The 20,508-nt window shown below is 54.5% G+C and carries 16 protein-coding genes; 5 read left to right on the forward strand and 11 right to left on the reverse strand.

Going from position 1 to position 20,508, the window contains the following annotated elements; translation table 11 throughout:
• Positions 1 to 89: 89 nt before the first annotated feature.
• The 3 genes from FND52_RS12915 to FND52_RS12925 form a co-directional block, all read right to left on the reverse strand.
• Positions 90 to 1,064 carry a DMT family transporter gene (locus FND52_RS12915; RefSeq protein WP_144131237.1) on the reverse strand — a complete coding sequence of 325 codons (975 nt, stop codon included), beginning with the start codon at positions 1,062 to 1,064 and terminating at the stop codon, positions 90 to 92.
• 76 nt (positions 1,065 to 1,140) lie between these two features.
• Complete coding sequence (locus FND52_RS12920) at positions 1,141 to 1,968, reverse strand: AraC family transcriptional regulator (protein ID WP_144131238.1); 828 nt, start codon at positions 1,966 to 1,968, stop codon at positions 1,141 to 1,143.
• Between the two features lie 82 nt (positions 1,969 to 2,050).
• Entirely contained in the window at positions 2,051 to 2,899 is an 849-nt protein-coding gene (locus FND52_RS12925) for an SDR family oxidoreductase (RefSeq protein ID WP_144131240.1), read from the reverse strand.
• Positions 2,900 to 2,983: 84 nt separating this feature from the next.
• On the opposite strand from FND52_RS12925, the gene FND52_RS12930 reads away from it, so the two are divergent.
• On the forward strand, positions 2,984 to 3,382 hold the full coding sequence (locus FND52_RS12930) for a winged helix-turn-helix transcriptional regulator (RefSeq protein WP_125294191.1): 399 nt from the start codon (positions 2,984 to 2,986) through the stop codon (positions 3,380 to 3,382).
• Here the strand turns inward: FND52_RS12930 and FND52_RS12935 are convergent.
• Positions 3,379 to 5,325 (reverse strand): bifunctional 2',3'-cyclic-nucleotide 2'-phosphodiesterase/3'-nucleotidase, encoded by a 1,947-nt coding sequence (locus FND52_RS12935; RefSeq protein ID WP_144131296.1) that lies wholly within the window; start codon positions 5,323 to 5,325, stop codon positions 3,379 to 3,381. The two genes, FND52_RS12930 and FND52_RS12935, sit on opposite strands and share 4 nt — an antisense overlap.
• A 215-nt stretch (positions 5,326 to 5,540) precedes the next feature.
• Between FND52_RS12935 and cysQ the strand changes: the two genes are divergently transcribed.
• The gene (cysQ, locus tag FND52_RS12940; RefSeq protein WP_125294192.1) at positions 5,541 to 6,281 is read left to right on the forward strand and encodes a 3'(2'),5'-bisphosphate nucleotidase CysQ; all 741 of its coding nucleotides are present in this window, start codon (positions 5,541 to 5,543) and stop codon (positions 6,279 to 6,281) included.
• On the opposite strand, the gene FND52_RS12945 is transcribed toward cysQ, so the two are convergent.
• Positions 6,271 to 6,828: a YtfJ family protein gene (locus FND52_RS12945; protein WP_125294193.1), complete on the reverse strand. Its 558-nt coding sequence runs from the start codon at positions 6,826 to 6,828 to the stop codon at positions 6,271 to 6,273. The genes cysQ and FND52_RS12945 overlap by 11 nt on opposite strands.
• A 335-nt stretch (positions 6,829 to 7,163) precedes the next feature.
• Between FND52_RS12945 and FND52_RS12950 the strand changes: the two genes are divergently transcribed.
• Positions 7,164 to 7,370, forward strand: coding sequence for a DUF1107 domain-containing protein (locus FND52_RS12950; RefSeq protein WP_004857160.1), 207 nt, complete (start codon positions 7,164 to 7,166; stop codon positions 7,368 to 7,370).
• 75 nt (positions 7,371 to 7,445) lie between these two features.
• Here the strand turns inward: FND52_RS12950 and paeA are convergent, their stop codons facing one another.
• The 6 genes from paeA to msrA all read right to left on the reverse strand — a co-directional run bounded on the left by paeA (position 7,446) and on the right by msrA (position 14,775).
• Positions 7,446 to 8,777, reverse strand: coding sequence for a polyamine export protein PaeA (gene paeA, locus FND52_RS12955; RefSeq protein WP_125294194.1), 1,332 nt, complete (start codon positions 8,775 to 8,777; stop codon positions 7,446 to 7,448).
• A 145-nt stretch (positions 8,778 to 8,922) separates the two neighbouring features.
• Positions 8,923 to 9,921 carry a fimbrial protein gene (locus FND52_RS12960; RefSeq protein WP_167509358.1) on the reverse strand — a complete coding sequence of 333 codons (999 nt, stop codon included), beginning with the start codon at positions 9,919 to 9,921 and terminating at the stop codon, positions 8,923 to 8,925.
• 16 nt (positions 9,922 to 9,937) lie between these two features.
• Positions 9,938 to 12,394, reverse strand: a complete 2,457-nt coding sequence (locus FND52_RS12965) for a fimbria/pilus outer membrane usher protein (RefSeq protein WP_167509359.1) — start codon at positions 12,392 to 12,394, stop codon at positions 9,938 to 9,940.
• 81 nt (positions 12,395 to 12,475) lie between these two features.
• On the reverse strand, positions 12,476 to 13,192 hold the full coding sequence (locus FND52_RS12970; protein ID WP_144131247.1) for a fimbrial biogenesis chaperone: 717 nt from the start codon (positions 13,190 to 13,192) through the stop codon (positions 12,476 to 12,478).
• Positions 13,193 to 13,257: 65 nt separating this feature from the next.
• Positions 13,258 to 13,818 carry a fimbrial protein gene (locus FND52_RS12975; protein ID WP_144131249.1) on the reverse strand — a complete coding sequence of 187 codons (561 nt, stop codon included), beginning with the start codon at positions 13,816 to 13,818 and terminating at the stop codon, positions 13,258 to 13,260.
• A gap of 318 nt (positions 13,819 to 14,136) precedes the next feature.
• Positions 14,137 to 14,775: a peptide-methionine (S)-S-oxide reductase MsrA gene (msrA, locus tag FND52_RS12980; protein WP_144131251.1), complete on the reverse strand. Its 639-nt coding sequence runs from the start codon at positions 14,773 to 14,775 to the stop codon at positions 14,137 to 14,139.
• Between the two features lie 226 nt (positions 14,776 to 15,001).
• Between msrA and tamA the strand changes: the two genes are divergently transcribed.
• Together tamA and tamB are read left to right on the forward strand one after the other, a co-directional pair.
• Positions 15,002 to 16,735 (forward strand): autotransporter assembly complex protein TamA, encoded by a 1,734-nt coding sequence (gene tamA / locus FND52_RS12985; protein WP_144131253.1) that lies wholly within the window; start codon positions 15,002 to 15,004, stop codon positions 16,733 to 16,735.
• Positions 16,732 to 20,508 (forward strand): autotransporter assembly complex protein TamB, encoded by a 3,777-nt coding sequence (tamB, locus tag FND52_RS12990; RefSeq protein WP_125294201.1) that lies wholly within the window; start codon positions 16,732 to 16,734, stop codon positions 20,506 to 20,508. The genes tamA and tamB overlap by 4 nt, the downstream gene beginning before the upstream one ends.

Below are 20,508 nucleotides of genomic sequence, written 5' to 3' on the forward strand. Positions count from 1 at the left end.
AAGATGCATTTTAAATGCATCTTATAGGGAAAGCTATAACCCTTTTGAGTCAGCAAAAAAAAACCGACGCGGTTTGCGTCGGTTTGCGATCACGATCCCGGCGTGACGGGAATGATGGAGGGCGGCGATTTTTGCGGCTTAGCGCGTACTGCCAGCACCACGCCAATCACCAGCAGCAGAATGCCCAGCGCGGTCATCAACGGCGGCGGGCTTTGGCGCATCAGGAAGGTGTAAAGCAGGCCAGCGAGGGTTTCAAACATGATTAACGGCCCGAGGAGCACCGTTGGCAGCCGCTGGCTGGCTTCGTTCCAGCACAGCGCTCCTACCCAGGAACATAGCACCGCAATGGCGATCATCAGCGTAATAAACACCGCCGGACGCGGGCCGAAGGGCAGGGCGAAGGAGGACTGCTGGTGGGAAAGCCACAGGCAAACTGCGACATAGCCAACCAGCGACATCGGCAGCGTCACCAGCCCCTGGGCGGTGGCCCACATCATCGGCGGTTTATCGGGGTTTTCCCGCAGCCAGCGGGCGTTGCGCAGCGCGTACCAGGCCCAGCACACCACCGACACCAGCGCCAGCGCGATCCCGCTGCCGTAGCGCCAGAGATCGAAATCCACCACGCCGCCACGCAGTTCGGCGTAATTCACCAGCACCAGGCCGATGGCGATAAGCAATAAGGAAGGTGCGAGCTGCCGCCACGGGATTTTCCCATCGCGCTGGCTGTACAGCAGGTTGGCGAATACCGGGATCACCACCGGCAGCGTGCCGATAATCATGGTGGAGACCGGCGCGCCGGTGCGCTGGATGGCGCTGGCAAGGCAGACGTAATAAATCAGGTTGCCGACAGCGGAGAGAAACAGCGCGGTCCACCAGTCGCGGGAGGAGAGCTGCATCAGACGACGGCGGCCCAGCCAGGCGATAGGGATGGCAATCAGGCCCAGCGCCAGATAGCGGCCCGTCGATTGTAATGCCGCCGGGTATTCCGGCACGATCAGCGGCCCCACGAAAATCAGCCCCCACATCAGCCCTGCGGCGAGGGCGAACAACACTCCAGCAAACATCACGCATTCCCGTTAAAACAGTGTAACGCCCAGTGTGCGCAGTAATGCCTGATAATTATTGTATGAGATTGCGCTTTTAGCCTCTGGTGACCTGCTTCTGATAGCGAACCGGGGTGATGCCGTAGCGGCGGGTAAAGGCGCGCGTCAGGTGCGACTGGTCGCTGAGGCCGGTTGCGACGGCGACTTCGGCTGCGGGCATGCCGTCGGTTAAAAATTGCTTGGCGCGCCATAGCCGAACTGCCATCAGCATTTGATGGGGCGTAACGTGAAACTGCGCTTTGAACTGACGCAGGAAATGATACGGACTGAGCGCCGCCTCCTGCGCCAGCTCCTCCAGGCTCACCGCATGCATGTAGTTTTCATACATATACTCGCGCACCCGGTCGAAACGGGTTTGCCGGGTGGGGATTTGCCTGCCGCCGTGGCGGGCGTAAGGGCGGAAGTTGTCGATAAGGTCTAACACCAGGCCCTGTTGAGCCAGCGGATCGGGCTGGTGCCACAGGTCGTAAATGATCCGCCCGGTTGCCTGGGCGCGCAGCGGATCGTGACGCTCAACGTCAGTGAACCACCACTGTTTGACGCCGGTCATTTGCTCCAGCAACTCGGGTTCGAGATAAATCATCCGGTAGCGCCAGCCGCCCTGGGTCTCCGCCTCGCCGGTGTGCAGTTCGTCCGGGTTCATGGTCACCAGGGAATTTACCGCCGCTACGTGATCGGCACCGCGATAGCGAAAGCGCTCGGCACCCCATTCGATGGTGCCAATGCCAAAGGCTTCGTGGGTATGGGGTTCAAAGGCATAATTGGCGATATGGGCGTGATAAAGCTCAACGCCCGGAATGGCCGCTAAGTGCCGAAACCGGGCGCGATCTTGTTCATCGGTAAACTGTTCTGGTACGCCTTGCACAACTCACCCCCCTTAGACTGCCTGTTATTCATTATAGGGATGAGCCGTGGCATGGCTACGAAAATTAACCGCTAATTAACAATTACAGTATGGCCTTCAGGCTGTCATCGATAGTCGTCGTTGGGCGGCCAATCAGGCGGCTCAGCTGATGGCCGTCGTCAAACAGCCCGCCTTTGGATGCGCCAACGTCGGAGTCTGCCAGCAGTCTGGCAAAGCCTTCCGGCAGGCCTGCGCCCTGCAACGCGGCGGCGAAATCCGCTTCACAGAGGTTGTTATACACCACGGTTTTACCGCTCAGCGCGGAGATTTTTTCTGTCAGCTGCGCCAGCGTCCAGGCATTGTCACCCGCCAGTTCATACACTTTCCCGGCCTGATTATCGAGGCTCAGCACTTTCGCGGCGGCCTCGGCATAATCTTCCCGGGAGGCAGAGGCGATTTTGCCCTCGCCAGCGCTGCCGATAAACGCGCCGTGCTCCAGCGCCGCCGGTACGCTCGCCAGATAGTTTTCGCTATACCAGCCGTTACGCAGCAGTACGTAAGGCACGCCAGATTGTGCCAGATAGTTTTCAGTGTCCACGTGCTCCACGTGCAGCCCGAGCGGCGAAGTATCCGCACGCAACAGGCTGGTATAGGCAATCAGTTTTACGCCAGCGGATTTCGCCGCATCAATAATGTTGCGATGCTGCACGGCGCGTTGGCCCACTTCGCTGGACGAAATCAGCAGCAGTTTTTCCACGCCCCGTAGCGCCGAAGCCAGTGCCGCCGGATTGCCATAATCGGCCTCGCGAACCTGAACGCCTTGATCCGCCAGCGCCTGCGCTTTGGCTGGATTACGCACGATCGCCACAAGATCCTGTGCGTTATGGGTTTCCAGCAGTTTTTTGATGACCCATTGGCCCAGATGGCCGGTTGCGCCGGTGACTGCAATCATGATGTTACTCCTTCGTATTTGGTGGGTGTTGTGGCACACTATCACCCTAACTAACTTTTAGTAAGTACGCACAAAAAGGTAAGTATGAAAATGACATCTGCCAACACCCTGACGCAGCAGCTGCGCGACGGAAATTTATTTGCCGAGCAATGCCCGTCCCGGGACGTGTTAAAGCACGTCACCAGCCGCTGGGGCGTACTGATCCTGGTAGCGCTACGCGACGGCACCCATCGTTTTAGCGATCTGCGGCGCAAAATGGGCGGCGTCAGCGAAAAGATGCTGGCGCAGACCCTGCAATGGCTGGAACAGGATGGCTTTGTGAACCGGGTTTCTTATCCGGTCGTGCCGCCGCACGTGGAGTACAGCCTGACGCCGCTGGGCGAGCAGGTCAGCGAGAAAGTCGCGGCGCTGGCGGACTGGATTGAAATGAATTTGCCGCAGGTGATGGCGTCCCGCCATGAACGGGACGCCAGTGCGGCTTAACGGGCGTTCAGATCGAGCTGATACAGCGCAAAGCCGATCTCATCCTGACCCACGTTTTTCATCGGGTACTGCGCTTTTTGCTGGATAAACGCGGCGGCTTTCTCCCCCGGCGACGTTTCGAAGCGGATATCCAGCGGCTTATCGCTGTGGATGGGCGCCAGACGCCAGTTATTATCCGCCGCCGGGTGGATCTCCCCGGCCTGTTTGGTTTGCGCGCCAATCCAGGCGGCCAGCACCGAGCGATTCTCATCCGGAGAGGCGAAGGCGATATGATCGTCGCCAGTCCCGGCAAACTTGCCGCCATAAGCACGGTAGTTGTTAGTGGCGACCAGGAACGTCGCGTTCGGATCGACAGGTTTACCGTTAAACGTCAGTTGCTTAATTCGCTCAGCCTGAGGGTTCACCACCTGACATTCGCCGTCGTATTTCGCGGGCTGAGTCACATCAATTTGATAGTTAACGCCGTCAATCACATCGAAGTTATAGGTGCGGAAACCGTCCCAGTTAATCAGGCTCTGGGGCTGGCTGTTATTCACATCAATCTGGTTAAACTGCCCGGCGGAGCATTCTAGCCACTCTTTAACCTCTTTGCCGCTGGCTTTCACCACCACCAGCGTGTTCGGGTAGAGATACAGATCGGCGGCATTGCGGAAGGTTAACTGACCTTTTTCCACTTCCACATAGCTTGCCGGATCGTTTTTACGCCCGCCCACTTTAAACGGTGCGGCGGCAGACAATACCGGCAGCGAGGCCAGATCCGGATCGCCCTGGATAAAGTGCTCCACGTAGGCGCGCTGGGCGTTATTCACCACCTGAACGGTGGGATCGTCCTGCACCAGCGCCAGATAGCTGTAAAGATTATCGGCGGATTTACCAATCGGCTGGCTGACAAAATCCCGCGTGGCGTCGTGAGAGGGCTTCAGCACCTTCACCAGATCCGCGTCTTCCGCCGCCAGAGATTTTTTCGCTGCGGCGTCGTAAATGGGCCGCGCCTGGGCTTTCGCCTCGTTAACCTGCCACTTTCCGGCATCGTTATTCAGCACCATATCCACCACGCCCAGGTGATCGCCCCACATGCCGGGCATGACCGCAGGAACGCCGTTTAGCGTACCTTTCTCAATATCCGCGCCTTTGATGGCGGCAAAATCTTTACCGGGGAACACCGCATGAGCGTGTCCAAACAGAATGGCATCCACGCCGGGTACTTCGCTTAAGTAGTACACCGAGTTCTCCGCCAGCGCTTTGTACGGCTCGGCAGACAGCCCGGAGTGCGCCACCACGACCACCAGATCGGCCCCTTTGGCGCGCATTTCCGGGATGTAGCGACGGGCGGTTTCGGTGATATCGGTGACGGTAACCTTGCCGCTCAGGTTGGCTTTATCCCAGGTCATGATTTGCGGCGGCACAAAACCGATATAGCCGATGTTCAGGGTATGGGTTTTGCCCTCGCGATCTTTCACTTCGGTGGGTTGGATCAGATACGGCGTAAACAGCGGCTTATTGGTTTTAGCGTCGATAACGTTGGCGTTAACGTACGGATAGTTCGCCCCTGCCAGCGCGTTGTGCAGGTAATCGAGGCCGTAGTTGAATTCGTGATTGCCGAGGTTGCCCACGGCGTAATTCAGGGTATTCATCGCCGCGAAAACCGGATGCACATCGCCGTCTTTTAAGCCTTTAGCCGCCATGTAATCGCCCAGCGGGCTGCCCTGAATCAGATCGCCGTTATCCACCAGCACGCTGTTAGCGGCTTCGCCACGGGCAGCGTTGATCAGCGAGGCGGTGCGCACCAGGCCGAATTTTTCAGTTGGGGCGTCTTTGTAATAATCGAAATCCATCATGTTGCTATGTAAATCAGTGGTTTCGAGGATCCTTAAATCCACCGTTGCCGCATAGACGTTGGCCGTCACAAGCGTCGCCAGGAGCGTTGCGCTAAACTTAATCATCATCAAGGTCCCTTTTTAAGATCTCTGTTGCAAAAAGATATGTATGTATAGGCTGTTGCTTACAGAAATGTGAATCCTGCCATAGATTGATGTAAGGAAATCCAGGCTCTATCACAGATGGCGGAATCAGGCGCAATGCTATATAAAAAGTCATTATGTAAAACAAAGGGTTAATCAGCGGCAGAAAATGCCTGTCGCTCACGAAGAGGTGGAAGATGTTAGAACAGGTATGCCAGGTGGCGCGCGAGGCGGGAAACGCCATTATGCAGGTCTATCAGGGCGAAAAGCCGATTGACGCAACCCATAAACTTGACGATTCTCCGGTTACGGCGGCGGACATCGCCGCCCATAAAATCATTGTCGAAAGTCTGAACAGGCTCACCCCGGATATTCCGGTGCTTTCTGAAGAAGATCCGCCCGCCTGGGAAATACGTCAGCACTGGCAGCGTTACTGGTTGGTGGATCCGCTGGACGGCACTAAAGAGTTCCTGAAGCGCAATGGCGAATTTACCGTCAATATCGCGCTGATTGAAAACGGAAAACCGGTACTGGGCGTGGTATACGCGCCGGTGATGAAAGTGATGTACAGCGCCGCCGAAGGGAAGGCGTGGAAAGAGGAGTGCGATATTCGTAACCCAATCCACGTGCGCGACGCCCGGCCACCGCTGGTGGTGATCAGCCGTTCGCACACCGATGAAGAGTTAAAAGAGTATTTGCAGCAGCTGGGCGAGCATCAAACCACGTCCATCGGTTCATCGCTCAAATTCTGCCTGGTGGCGGAAGGGCAGGCGCAGCTTTACCCGCGTTTCGGGCCAACCTGCATCTGGGACACCGCCGCAGGGCACGCGGTGGCGGTGGCTGCCGGGGCACATGTTCACGACTGGAAGGGCGTCACGCTGGATTACACCCCGCGCGAGTCGTTCCTGAACCCCGGCTTCCGGGTTTCTATTTACTAAGTAACTGTTGCAGCAGGCTCATTACCTGCTGCACTTCCTGCTGGGTCAGCCCGCCGTCTTTGGCGAACTGCACCCGTCCCTGTTTATCCAGCACCACTACCGCCGAGCTTTCCGGCTCCAGCGCCCAGGATTTAGCCACTACGCCATTGCTGTCGACGATGAACTGCGACCACGGATAGAGCTTTTTATTATCCTCCAGGCTGCTGCGCACAAACATCGCGCTGCCCGGGATCGCATCATCGGTATTTACGATGGTGGTGGTCTGATAGGTATCGTGGGGCAGTTTGGCGTTTTTGATGGCTTCAATCAGCCCGGCGTTCTTTTCTTTGGCGGAGGTGCGTCCGGCAATATGCTGCACCACTCGCACTTTTCCACTTAACTGCGCGCTGTTCCAGTTTTTGTAGCTAAACTTATCGTTAGTAAGAATCAATTCGCCCCGGTCAGAGACGCCGACCGGCGGGACGCGTTGATTATCCTGGAAATTGTGAGCCGATGCCATGAAAGGCAGCAGCAATAGTGCGAGCGTCGCGGCTTTGCGAAGGGTCATTGTACGGATCCTTATTGTTGTTCTCAGCAGGTGATCGGACCACTGGGTCCTGACTTTTTAAGCATATGTGCTAAATACTTTCTTTACCCGCAACCTTGATGCCACTTTGCGGGCGGACGCACATATCCTGAAGAAAATCGCGCTTTATACTGGCTTTTATGGGCTATTGAAAAGAAAACTCTCAAAAACTGTAATAAAACGGTAAATAAACTTAACCACACTGTGTCACCTGACCAAACTGGTCTATAGTCAACTGGCAACAAAATTTGCGCCTTATTCATGACGGGCCGATTGTGGCACCGCCGGGGCGTAACACTAAGCAGGAGTAGAAAAAAGTGAAAATATTCCAACGTTATAACCCCCTTCAGGTGGCTAAATACGTGAAGATCCTGTTCCGTGGACGGTTATATATCAAGGATGTAGGCGCTTTCGAGTTTGATAAGGGTAAGATCCTTATCCCGAAAGTGAAGGACAAACAGCACCTTTCGGTGATGTCCGAAGTCAACCGTCAGGTTTTGCGTCTCCAGACCGAGATGGCTTAACCCTTAAAGTCGTACGTGAGTATTACCTGTGCAGTAATCAAAACGGCCCCGATGGGGCCGTTAGTGTTTCTGGGATCAGGAAGCCGGGGTTTCTTCCGGCTTGCGCGGGACCAGTACGGTGGGCTTGTTATCAATGCGGGTCACAAGCAGCTGGTCGATGCGGTAGTTATCAATATCCACCACTTCAAACTTATAGCCGGAGAACTTCACCGAGTCGGTGCGTTTGGGGATTTTACGCAGCATAAACATCATAAAGCCGCCAATGGTCTCGTAGTTGCCGGACTGCGGAAACTCATCAATATCCAGCACGCGCATCACGTCATCAATCGGCGTCCCACCGTCAATTAGCCACGAGTTCTCATCGCGCGCCACGATTTGCTCTTCCAGCCCCTGGCCGACTAAATCGCCCATCAGGGTGGTCATCACGTCGTTGAGCGTAATGATGCCTACCACCAGCGCGTATTCATTCATGATCACCGCGAAGTCTTCTCCGGCGGTTTTGAAACTTTCCAGCGCTTCGGAGAGGGTCAGCGTATCGGGCACGATCAGCGTATTGCGGATTTGCACCCCGCTGTTCAGCGCCAGGCTCTGGTTGCCCAGCACTCTATTCAGCAGCTCCTTGGAATCGACGTAACCGACGATATGGTCGATATCGTCATTACACACCAGGAATTTAGAGTGGGGATGGTCGGCAATTTTACTCTTCAGACTCTGCTCATCTTCATGCAGATCGAACCAGACGATGTTTTCGCGCGAGGTCATGGATGACGGCACGGTGCGCGATTCCAGCTCAAACACGTTTTCGATCAGCTCGTGCTCCTGCTTACGCAGCACCCCGGCCAGCGCCCCGGCTTCCACCACGGCGTAAATGTCGTCAGAGGTGATATCGTCTTTACGCACCATCGGCAGTTTGAAGATGCGAAAAATCACGTTGGCGAGGCCGTTAAAGAACCACACCAGCGGGCGGAACACGAACAGACAGAAGCGCATCGGGTTGATGATACGCAAAGCAATCACTTCAGGCGCAATCATACCGATGCGTTTCGGCGTCAGGTCGGCGATCAAAATGAACGCGCCGGTGACCAGCGAGAACGACATAATAAAGCTCAGTTGCTCCGCCAGTTCAGGGGAGACTAAGCCGTCAAAGATTTTATGAAAGGCTGGCGAAAACGCCGCATCGCCGACGATACCGCCAAGAATGGCGACCGCGTTAAGGCCAATCTGCACCACGGTGAAGAACATGCCCGGATTTTCCTGCATCTTCAGCACGCGCATGGCGTTGATGTTGCCTTCGTCGGCCATCAGTTTGAGTTTTATCTTGCGGGAGGCGGCAAGCGAGATCTCAGAGAGCGAGAAAAACGCACTGACGCCGATGAGACAAAGTATTAATAAAATACTGTTTAACATAGTTTATCCAGCCTGAGCCGGATCCTCGGAAGGGAAATGAAAATACCATTAGAAATAACACGATAAATACGGGCTCACTGATGAGCGAGCCCGTAATTTCAGGGGGTAGTATAGCGTAAGGGCGGGTGGTGCTGCCAGCAGGGCGTCAGCGGTAGACCATTTCGAAGGTGGCGGTAGCGTTGATATTGCCGCCGCGAAGCGAACTGCGATCGTAAAGACGTATCACCCGTGCCTGGAATGGAACGGTAACTTGTTGAGTATGGGCGGTTGTCCATACTTGCCGGGTCTGATTAAACGAAACAGGTTGATTTTCGAACAATATCTGTACGCCAATGCCCTGGGCAGAATCCGGCTGATCTGGGTTATCCAGAGCCAGAATGTCCTGTTGACCTGCGGTATTGCCGGAAAATTTCAGCGAGAAATCCGTGTTTTCATCACAATGTAAATTGATACCAAAATCGACCGGGCTGGTGGTATCCCCTGAGCGTGAAAGAGAGTTGATGGATGCGCCTCCGCCTGGCGTAAGCGCCACATTAATATCTTTGGTCTCAATATCGCATCCGCTGGTTTGCACCTGCACCAGTGTGGGGTTAAAAGACAGCAGAAACTGTCGGATGGTGCCGAAGGTTCGGTCAGCCTCGTAGCCATATAAAATAAGCATCCCCGATGAGATTGGTTGACCCGTCGCGACTAATCGCACTCTGAAATAATGTTGTTCGATAAACTCATCACCCGCCTCCGCCGTTTCGGCATATCTCGGCCACTGTATCGGGACTAATGTTTGCATATCTTTGCTGGTATAGATGGCGATGCCGATGCCGGGAATATTGGTTTGGTAGACATAAGGCGTCGCAAGCCCGCTGACCGGCGTTTTATCATTCAGATAGCCCGTTTCAATCGTCGCGGCGGTTAAGCATAAAATATCGGTGGTGACAGAGGAGCTAATGATCCCACTATCCCATAATACGGTATCGGCGGCAGGATGAGCGTCTACCGTTAATGTCGGAATGGTGACTTCCTGCATCACGTTACCGGAGCCGTTGTGAAAAACACAATTGGCCTGTGCGCTCCAGCAGATAACCGGCAATAGCAGGCTAAGCATCAGCCGGAACAGAGAGAGGAGTGAGTAAGGTTGAACTGGCATGGTTTTTCCTGAAATGTTAACGGCATTCAAGCGTTTGTTGAATAACCGGGATATCAGCGGTTGAAACAGCAGCGAAGGGCAGCGCTTCGGTCTCGCAGGTTTGATCGATGCTATTACCCCATTGCGCGACCAGCTTCGTGCCAGCGGAAACGCCCGTGATATAAACCTGGCCGCGGTCATCTACCAGGCTGGATGGGCTTTCTTTTTCATTGGGGAGGGAAACCAGCGCGCCAAAAGGAACCGGCTGATTGTGATGGCGTAAGGTAAACAAGATTCGCGCGCCGGTTCGCACTTTATAGTTGGCCAGCGCTACAGCGCCACGTGAAGGAATAACCACGTTAACCGGATCGCTAATATCGATATTTCGTTGCCCGGCCGTATTCAATGAAATGGTGTTTTGCCGGTAGGGATTACTGTAAGGCACAATGGCATAACCCCGGCTATCGGTATAAATTCCGGTGCCGTTGTTAATTTTCACGCCGCTGGCCCCGGGGGCGCGCACCAGCGTCATCGTATCGGGCAGAGACTGCGCCAGCGTTACGCCATAGGGATGAACGACAACGCCCCCCTGGGCGCTGTAATTGATTTGTTGGTTAGTATTACTGTAATGATAGCCGCCGCTTACACTGCCGGAAGAACTGCGATAGGTCGCATTAAGGCTCCCGTTAGTCGCTTTATTTTGTTCATCCCAGGACTGCTGAACCGCGTAACTCAGTTTGTTATCTGTTAACGCATTACCGCTTATCCCTGTTTGATGGGTGGCATTTCCCTGCTGCGACTGGCTTAATGAATAATTAGCCCATGTCTGAGGAAGCCATTTATCCAGAGGGACGCTGACGTTAAAAGAAAATTGATTATCGCGCTGGCTGGTGGGCATCTCAGTTTGCGACGCGTTGAATGCAAATGAGATCCGATGCCACATCATATTATAGCCAAGTGAAATATTGCGCTCATATTTATTTAACTGCCAATAATCCTGTTGATAAGCAGAAATATAAACGTTGCCCCAGCTTCCCAGTGACTGGTTAATATTAATTTGCGCGCGGCTTCGGCGATTATAAGCGTTACGGTACGCATACATATCATCTTGTGTATCGGAGGTAGTTTGCTGATCAATAGCTTCAGAAAAGGTATAAAAGTTTTTTGAAGAATAGCGGTAACTCGCCAGTGTCAAATTGGTGCCGGTTTTATCGATATTTTTCGCATACTGGATACGGTAAGACATACCTTTATTAGTCGCGCCATCAATGACGCTGGTCGCGTGCGTGGAATCAAATGATACCGATCCCAGAGTATGCAGATCGGCACCCAGCCCCAGCATGGATGAGTAATACCCCTGCGACGCGACGCTGCCGCCATATGCGGTGATCCCCCACGGCAGCCCGTACACCAGTTGCGCCTGGCCAAAGTCAGGCGACGCGGAAACATCTTTGCTTTGATAACGGCCCAGCGCCAGGCTGTAGTTAAAGCCGCCGCGCCGCAACATAACCGGTAAAGAAGCAGACGACTGGGTAAACGAATGCTCGCTGCCATCTGCTTCTGTAACGGTTATGTCAAAATCGCTGCCGGAAGAAATCTGAGTTATATCGGTGATTTCGAATGGGCCAGGCGGAACGTAGGTTTCATAGAGCGTATAGCCATGCTGTTTTATGGTTACCCTGGCGTCGCTTTGGGCGATACCGCGAATAACGGGCGCAAATCCCTGCTGGCTGTACGGCAGCATATCGTTATCTGAATAGATCCTGACGCCGCGAAACGGGATCCCGTCAAAGAGGTCGGCAGGGGTGGTGCTATCGCCCAGCAAAAACTGGCTGCGCAACTTTTTAATATCATGGGACAGCGTTGACGACAGGTTTTCCCAGTCGCCATCGGAATAGCTGGCGTTATTCCGTACCCGCCAGCCGCCATAGTTCGCGCCGGTATTCAGGTTAAGAAAATTGCTGGACATATTTGCCTGTAACCCATTGCGATAGCGCGATTGCGATCCGCTGTAGTAATAGCCCAACAGAAAGGCGGGGAGGCCGTCATCCCAAAGCTCAGGCGAGACAAGATCTTTCGCCTCATGCGTCAGCGCGATTTGCGGAACGCGAATATCCAGACGCTGCGTTTTATCAGACCAGCGATATGTCGCATCTTTAATATACTGGCTGATGTCGCTGATGGTGTCGTCATCAGCCAGTTTATCAAATGCAGGTATCGCATCGACATTCACGCCATAGCTCCGAAGATCGGCTTTAGTGAGAACGGGAAATAAATGATTTTTATCGGCGGAAAGCTGATAGGTTATTTCTTTTTTTCCTGCATAATTCAAATTGAAATAAACGGAGGATAAATAGTTTCCGGCCAGTAATTCATTATCTGAAATATATTTTTTCAGAACGGCGCTATCAGCAAGCGGCGAATCGTGGCTCAACGCGTTCAGGTTAAACTGCTCTTCGCCCCGCGCCTGCGCATTGGTGAATAGTGTTAACATTACCAGTGCAAAATAACGTATCCCCGGGCAATAAAAAACCGCGCCTCCCTTTATTTCATAGCTGAGCATTGATGTATAACCTTAGGGCAGAAGCGTTTGTTGTGACTCTGTTACGCTCCCATAGTCATTAATGGCATTCCATTTAATAGATGAGTTTACCGTCAGATTCGCCGGAAGAGTAATTACTCCAAATGGGGCAACCATCATTGATAATGCCGCCAGCGTATTACGAGGCGCGGCCAGTTTCACATTATTAACAGAAACTGTGCTCAGCGTGACGTAATAAGGCGTGGGATTGCTAATGTTTAGCCCGGCCCCTTTTCTGGCAAAAGTTATTTTTTTATAAGCGTTGCTTGCGCCATCTTCAGTCAGCGTACTGGGGCGATAAATAAGTTTAATACGCGTTCTTGAAGCCAGTTGCAGCTTACTTTTATTCTGTAACTCTTCAGGGGTGCTGGCGATGAATTTAATATTGGCCCAGAACACAGACTCCCGGTCCTTAGGCAATTCCGCCCCTTTTTTTGCGTAGATAAAATGGAAAATCGTTTCCTGATTAGCGCCAAGCTTAATGATTGGCGGCGAGGCGATAAAAGGCGGTTCGCCCTGGTCGTCAATATTACTCACCCATGCCTGAACTAAATGGCTGATGGTGGTATTCTGGCTTTTAACCGAGAGTTGCGCCTCATCATTTTTTTCCGGGTAAATAATTCGCGTTGCGCCAATCTGCACACCGGCCAGGGCGGATGAACAAAGGGTTAATGTGCTAATAAATACTGCTAAGTGAAATACGCTTTTCATAATGGCATTTAATTCAAGTGAAAACAGCAGCGCCAGGGAGACAGCACAGCTGTAGGAATATCCGGTTACGGATAATAAATGGTGTACGTCGCATCCGCGGTAAAGTCGCCGCCTTTGATGGTTGCCGGAGCCACCGTTGCCACCAGTTTGGCCTGATAATTAAACGTTAAATCACTGGCCGGGCCGGTTGGTGTCGTTTGCGCAAAAGCGCTATTCGGCGCATTATCAAAAGTCACTTTGCTGCTGGATGCGGCACCGGTCCCGTAAAGCACAACCGCCAGACCGGTAGGATCGGTTGACGTCATCGCTTTCAATTCTTCATTGGTGGTATCAGTGGTACCCGAGAAGGTGAGGTTAACGGTGGTATCCGCTGGACACGTGATTAATTTAATCGCCACATCCTGAGTTTGTGAGTTTTCACTGCCAAGCGCAGAAAATGATGTTGTCGACACGGGCGTAAACGTAACGTTAACCGTTTTAGAACCGCTGTCTATCTCACAAGGCGCGCTGACGACCTTACCGGTAAAATGCACTGTCCCTTGATCGTCGGTTGCATACGCTATATTGGCTAGGGAAGAAATTGCCAGCAAAGTAGTGAATACATATCCCTTATTTACACTCTTCATATTTCCTCTGTACATGTCAGGCTGAAATGAATATTTTTGTAGAGTCGATATTAAATATTTATGCGCGAGCAGTGTCAACTGGCGAGTTTTAATGTTGTCTGAATTATCGTTTAATTAAAAATAATTTAAATAAGAATAGTGCTGAAGGTTTATTGACCAGGTGGTATTACTTATTGAGATGACTGGCAGGAATTAAATTATTATTCAGAAATTAACATTGTAGAGATAATTCATTTATAGGGTTTTATAAAAATGAATTCAGATAATGCCAGGATTCTTTTTTTGGCATTATCTGAAATTTAACGCAAGCAGATTAATCTATCCGCGCGGCGGTAAACACACCCCAATCCCGCCGATTCCGCAATACCCATAGGGATTTTTGTGAAGATATTGCTGATGCTCATCTTCGGCGTAATAGAAGGGCTTAGCGCTGGCGATTTCGGTGGTGATGACCCGATCATCGCCTGTTTCCTCCATGGCTTTCTGAAAACGCGCCAGGCTGGCCCGGGCGGCACTGTCCTGCTCCGGCGTCAGCGGATAAATGCCCGAACGGTATTGCGTCCCGGTATCATTGCCCTGGCGCATCCCCTGAGCGGGATCGTGATTCTCCCAGAACACCTGTAACAGCTGCTCATAACTTATAACGCGCGGATCGTAAACGATGCGCACCGCTTCGGCATGACCGGTTTTCCCCGTACAGACTTCGCGGTAGGTTGGATTCAGGGTGTAGCCGCCGGTATAACCTGCCGCGGTGCTGTACACGCCCGGCAATGACCAGAACAACCGTTCGACACCCCAGAAACAGCCCATCGCGAACAGGGCGATTTCCATCCCTTCCGGCACGTTGGTCATTGAGTGCTCGTTGACTGCGTGCAACGCAGTGACCGGCATCGGCGTACTACGTCCAGGCAGAGCCAGATCCGGGTCAATCAGGTGCTTTTTGTCAAAAAAATTCATCGTTGCGACTCCCGTAAGTGGAGAAATAAGCAACAGCCTCGCTAAGGTTGTCACACGGCGTGTCTTTGCACACAATACAGTTGATAAATACGTCTAGATTTAAACATAAGAAATATTTGGGTAGTCGTCTCTTTTTCAATTCCCGATATGCGGGAATTTTCATCAAGCCGCGGAGCGGCACTACGTTTCCTTCCAGGGGTGGGAAAAAGGAAATTCAGGAGAAAACGTGCCACGATTCCGTCTCTTTTTCTGCGCCAGTTTGGTACTGGTATCCGCCGCTGCCAGCGCGGCGAACGTGCGTCTACAAGTGGAAGGCCTGTCTGGCGAACTGGAAAAAAACGTTCGCGCTCAACTATCTACAATACAAAGTGATGAAGTTACGCCTGACCGACAATTCCGCGCCCGCGTGGATGACGCCATCCGAAATGGGCTTAAGGCGTTGGGGTATTACGAGCCGACAATAGACTTCGATTTGCGCCCGCCGCCGCCCAAAGGACGCCAGGTTTTGATCGCTAAAGTATCCCCTGGCGTGCCGGTACGCATCGGCGGAACCGATGTGATTTTACGTGGCGGCGCGCGTACCGATCGGGACTATCTCGACCTGCTCAGCACCCGTCCGGCGATCGGAACGGTGCTCGATCACGGTGATTACGACAATTTTAAGAAAAGTCTCACTCGCGTTTCGCTGCGCAAAGGCTACTTCGACAGCGAGTTTACTAAGAGTCAGTTAGGGGTTTCACTGGAACGCCATCAGGCGTTTTGGGACATCGATTACAACAGCGGTGGACGCTACCGTTTTGGGCCGGTGACCTTCGAAGGATCGCAAATCCGCGAAGAGTATTTACAAAGCCTGGTGCCGTTCGGGCAGGGCGATTATTACCAGTCCAAAGACCTGGCGGAACTCAACCGTCGGCTTTCCGCCACCGGTTGGTTCAACTCGGTGGTGGTGGCTCCGGAATTTGATAAGGCCCGACAGACCAAAGTGCTGCCGCTGCACGGTGTACTCTCGCCGCGCATTCAGAACCGGATAGAAACCGGGGTAGGTTACTCCACCGACGTGGGGCCGCGCGTTAAAGCCACCTGGCACAAGCCCTGGATTAACTCTTACGGCCACAGCTTCACCACCAGCACCAGCATTTCCGCGCCGGAGCAGCAGCTCGACTTCAGCTATAAAGTGCCGCTGCTGAAAAACCCCATCGAGCAATATTACCTGGTGCAGGGCGGTTTTAAGCGCACCGACTTAAACGATACCGAAGCCGACTCCACGACGCTTGCGGTGTCGCGCTACTGGGATCTGTCGAGCGGCTGGCAGCGCGCCATCAACCTGCGCTGGAGTCTCGACCACTTTACCCAGGCGGATGTCACCAATACCACCATGCTGCTCTACCCGGGCGTGATGATTAGCCGTACCCGCTCGCGCGGCGGTTTAATGCCGACCTGGGGCGATTCCCAGCGTTATTCGGTGGATTACTCCAATACCGCCTGGGGCTCGGACGTCGATTTCGTGGTGTTGCAGGCGCAAAACGTCTGGATCCGCACCCTGTACGATCGCCACCGTTTCGTCGCGCGCGGCAATCTGGGCTGGATTGAAACCGGCGACTTCGACAAAGTCCCGCCGGACCTGCGTTTCTTCGCGGGCGGCGACCGCAGTATTCGCGGCTACAAATACAAATCTATTTCCCCTGAGAATGACGACGGCAAACTCACCGGCGCTTCGAAACTGGCTACCGGATCGCTGGAGTACCAGTACAACGTTACCGGCAAATGGTGGGGCGCCATGTTCGTGGATTCCGGCGAGGCGGTGAATGATATCCGCCGCAGCGATTTCAAAACCGGCGCGGGCGTCGGGGTGCGCTGGCAATCGCCGGTCGGCCCGGTCAAACTCGATTTCGCGGTGCCGATTGGCGATAAAGAAGAACACGGGTTGCAGTTCTACATCGGTTTGGGGCCTGAATTATGAGTTTATGGAAGAAGATCACCCTTGCCGTGGTGCTGTTTCTGGTGGTGCTGCTTGGGGTTGTCGGGTTCTTAGTCGGGACGACCACCGGCCTGCACATGGTGTTTAAAGCGGCCGATCGCTGGGTGCCGGGGCTGGAGATCGGCAGCGTGACCGGCGGCTGGCGCGATCTGTCGATCAAAAATCTGCGCTATGAGCAGCCGGGTGTTAACGTCCTGGCGGGCGAAGTCCACCTCGCCGTGAAGCTGGGTTGCCTGCGCGACAGCAGCCTGTGCGTGAACGCTCTGGCGTTACGTGACATCAACGTGGTGATTGATACCGAGAAAATGCCCCCGGCGGCTCAGGTTGAAGAGGAAGACAGCGGCCCGCTCGACCTCTCGACGCCATACCCCATTACGCTAAGCAGCGTCACGCTCAATAACGTTAACGTTCGTATTGATGACACCACGGTATCGGTAATGGATTTCGCGTCTGGCCTCAACTGGCAGGAACGCAACCTGACGCTGACGCCTACCACCTTACAGGGGCTGCTCATCGCCCTGCCGAAAGTGGCTAAAGTCGCGCAGGAAGAGGTGGTTGAACCGAAGATAGAGAACCCGCAGCCGGATGAGCTGCCGCTGGGCGAGACGCTCAAACAGCTGTTCTCGAAGCCGGTGCTGCCGGAGATGACCGACGTCCATCTGCCGCTGAATCTGACCATTCAATCGTTCCGCGGCGAACAGCTACGCTTAACGGGCGATACCGACGTCACCATTAACGCAATGCTGCTTAAAGTCAGCAGCGTGGACGGGATAGCCACTCTTGATGCGCTGGATATTGATTCCACCCAGGGTACGGTAAACGCCACAGGGCGCGCCGAGCTGCGCAACAGCTGGCCGGTGGATATCACGCTCAACAGCACCCTGAACGTCGATCCGATTAAAGGCGAAAAGGTCAAAATCAAAGTCGGCGGGGCGCTGCGCGAACAGCTGGAGTTCGGCATTAACTTGTCCGGCCCGGTAGATCTGGTGCTGCGCGGCCAGACTAAGCTGGCTGAAGCGGGCCTGCCGTTGAATCTGGATATCACCAGCGAGCAGCTTTACTGGCCGTTTACCGGTGAAAAACAGTATCAGGCGGACGATCTCAAGCTCAAGCTGACCGGGAAGATGACCGACTACACCCTGAGCTTCCGCACGGCGGTGAAGGGCGCGGAAATCCCGCCCGCCACGATTACCCTGGACGCCAAAGGCAACGAGCAGAACATCAATCTGGATAAGCTGAAAGTCGCTGCGCTGGAAGGTACCACTGAACTGAAGGCGCTGCTTGACTGGCAGCAGGCCATCAGCTGGCGCGGCGAGCTGACGCTTAACAAAATCAACACCGCCAAAACCTGGCCAGACTGGCCGGCGAAGCTCGATGGCTTAGTAAAACTGCGCGGCAGCCTGTACGGCGGCAGCTGGCAGGTGAACGTGCCGGAAATTAAGCTGGCGGGCAACGTTAAACAGAACGCCGTGAAAGTAGACGGGCAACTCCAGGGCAACAGCTATATGCAGTGGGTGATCCCCGGGCTGCACGTGGCGCTGGGACGTAACACTGCCGACATTAAAGGCGAGCTGGGCGTGAAGGAGCTGGAGCTGGACGCCAGTATCGACGCGCCGAATCTGGACAACGCCCTGCCGGGGTTAGGCGGCACTGCCAAAGGACTGGTGAAGATCCGTGGAACGGTGGAAGCGCCGCAGGTGCTGGCGGACATTACCGCCCGCAATCTGCGCTGGCAGGAGCTGTCGATTGCCCAGGTGCGCGTCGACGGCGACATCAAATCTACCGATCAGATTGGCGGCACGCTGGACGTGCGCGTAGAGCGTATTGCCCAGCCGGGGCTGAATATCGCGCTGGCGACCATCAACGCCAAAGGCAGCGAAAAGGATCATCAACTGGCGCTGCGGGTGCAGGGTGACCCGGTTTCCGGGCAGCTTAATCTGAAAGGCAGCTTTGACCGCGAGGAACAGCGCTGGCGCGGCACTCTGGAAAATACCCGCTTCGAAACGCCGGTCGGCCCATGGTCGCAATCCCGCGCTATTGCGCTGGATTACCGCGGCCAGGAGCAAAAAATCACTATCGGCCCGCATTGCTGGACCAACCCTAATGCGCAACTTTGCTTGCCGCAGGCGGTCGATGCGGGTGCGGCAGGCCATGCCGTGGTGGAGCTTAACCGCTTTGATCTGGCGATGGTGAAACCGTTCCTGCCGCCGGAAACCCAGGCAAGGGGCGTGTTCACCGGCAAAGCCGATGTCACATGGGACACTACCAAAGAGGGTCTGCCGCAGGGCAGTGTGACGCTGGATGGCCGTGGTGTACGGGTGACGCAAATCGTTAACGGCAACGCGCTGCCGGTGGCCTTTGATACCCTGAGCCTGAACGCCGCGCTGCGTAATAATCAGGCGGAGCTGGGCTGGCTGCTGCGCCTGGCGGGCAACGGGCAGTTCGACGGTAAAGTGCAGATTGCCGATCCGCAAAACCGCCGCAACCTGTCCGGCAACGTCAACATTCGCAACTTCTCGCTGGCGATGGTCAACGCTATCTTCTCACGCGGCGAGAAAGCGGCGGGGCTGTTAAACGCCAATTTACGGCTGGGGGGCAACGCGGCGCAGCCGCAGCTGTTTGGTCAGATGCAGCTGACCGGCGTAGATATCGACGGTAACTTTATGCCGTTTGATATGCAGCCAAGCCAGCTCTCGATGGCCTTCAACGGCATGAGCTCCACGCTGCAAGGCGTGGTGAATACCCGACGCGGGCAGATCAACCTGAACGGCGACGCCGACTGGAGCCAGATTGACAACTGGCGCGCGCGGGTGGCGGCGAAGGGCGATAAAGTCCGCATTAGCGTGCCGCCGATGGTGCGGCTGGATGTATCGCCGGACGTGGTGCTGGAAGCCACGCCGAGCCTGATCACGCTGGATGGCCGGGTTGACGTGCCCTGGGCGCGTATCGTGGTGCATGAGCTGCCGGAAAGCGCAGTGGACGTTTCCAGCGATGAAGTGATGCTGGATGCGCAGTTGAAGCCGGAAAGCGCGCCGACGGCAGCGATCCCAATCAACAGTAATCTGACGGTTCATGTCGGTAATAACGTGCGTATGGACGCCTTCGGCTTACGGGCGCGTCTGACGGGCGACCTGAAAGTGGCGCAGGATAAGCAGGGGCTGGGCTTAAACGGCCAGGTCAATATTCCGGAAGGGCGTTTCCGCGCTTACGGCCAGGATCTGATCGTGCGTAAAGGCGAACTGCTGTTCTCCGGGCCGCCGGATCAGCCGCTACTAAACATAGAAGCAATCCGAAATCCTGAGGCCACGGAAAACGATGTGACCGCGGGGGTGAGGGTCACCGGCACGCCGGATGAACCCAGGGTTGAGGTGTTCTCAGATCCGGCAATGTCGCAGCAGGAGGCACTTTCCTATCTGTTACGCGGTCAGGGGCTTGAGAGCGGACAGAGCGATAGCGAAGCAATGACCTCAATGCTGGTTGGTCTGGGGGTTGCACAAAGTGGTCAGGTTGTGGGTAAAATCGGCGAGACGTTTGGCGTCAGTAATTTGGCGCTGGATACCCAGGGAGTCGGCGACTCCTCGCAAGTAGTGGTCAGCGGCTATGTACTGCCGGGTCTGCAGGTGAAATATGGCGTAGGTATTTTCGATTCGCTGGCGACGCTTACGCTGCGTTATCGCCTGATGCCTAAGCTATATCTGGAAGCGGTGTCTGGCGTAGATCAGGCACTCGATTTGCTCTATCAGTTCGAGTTTTAG

The sequence above is a fragment of the Atlantibacter subterraneus genome (assembly GCF_007570865.1).
Taxonomy (GTDB): domain Bacteria; phylum Pseudomonadota; class Gammaproteobacteria; order Enterobacterales; family Enterobacteriaceae; genus Atlantibacter; species Atlantibacter subterraneus.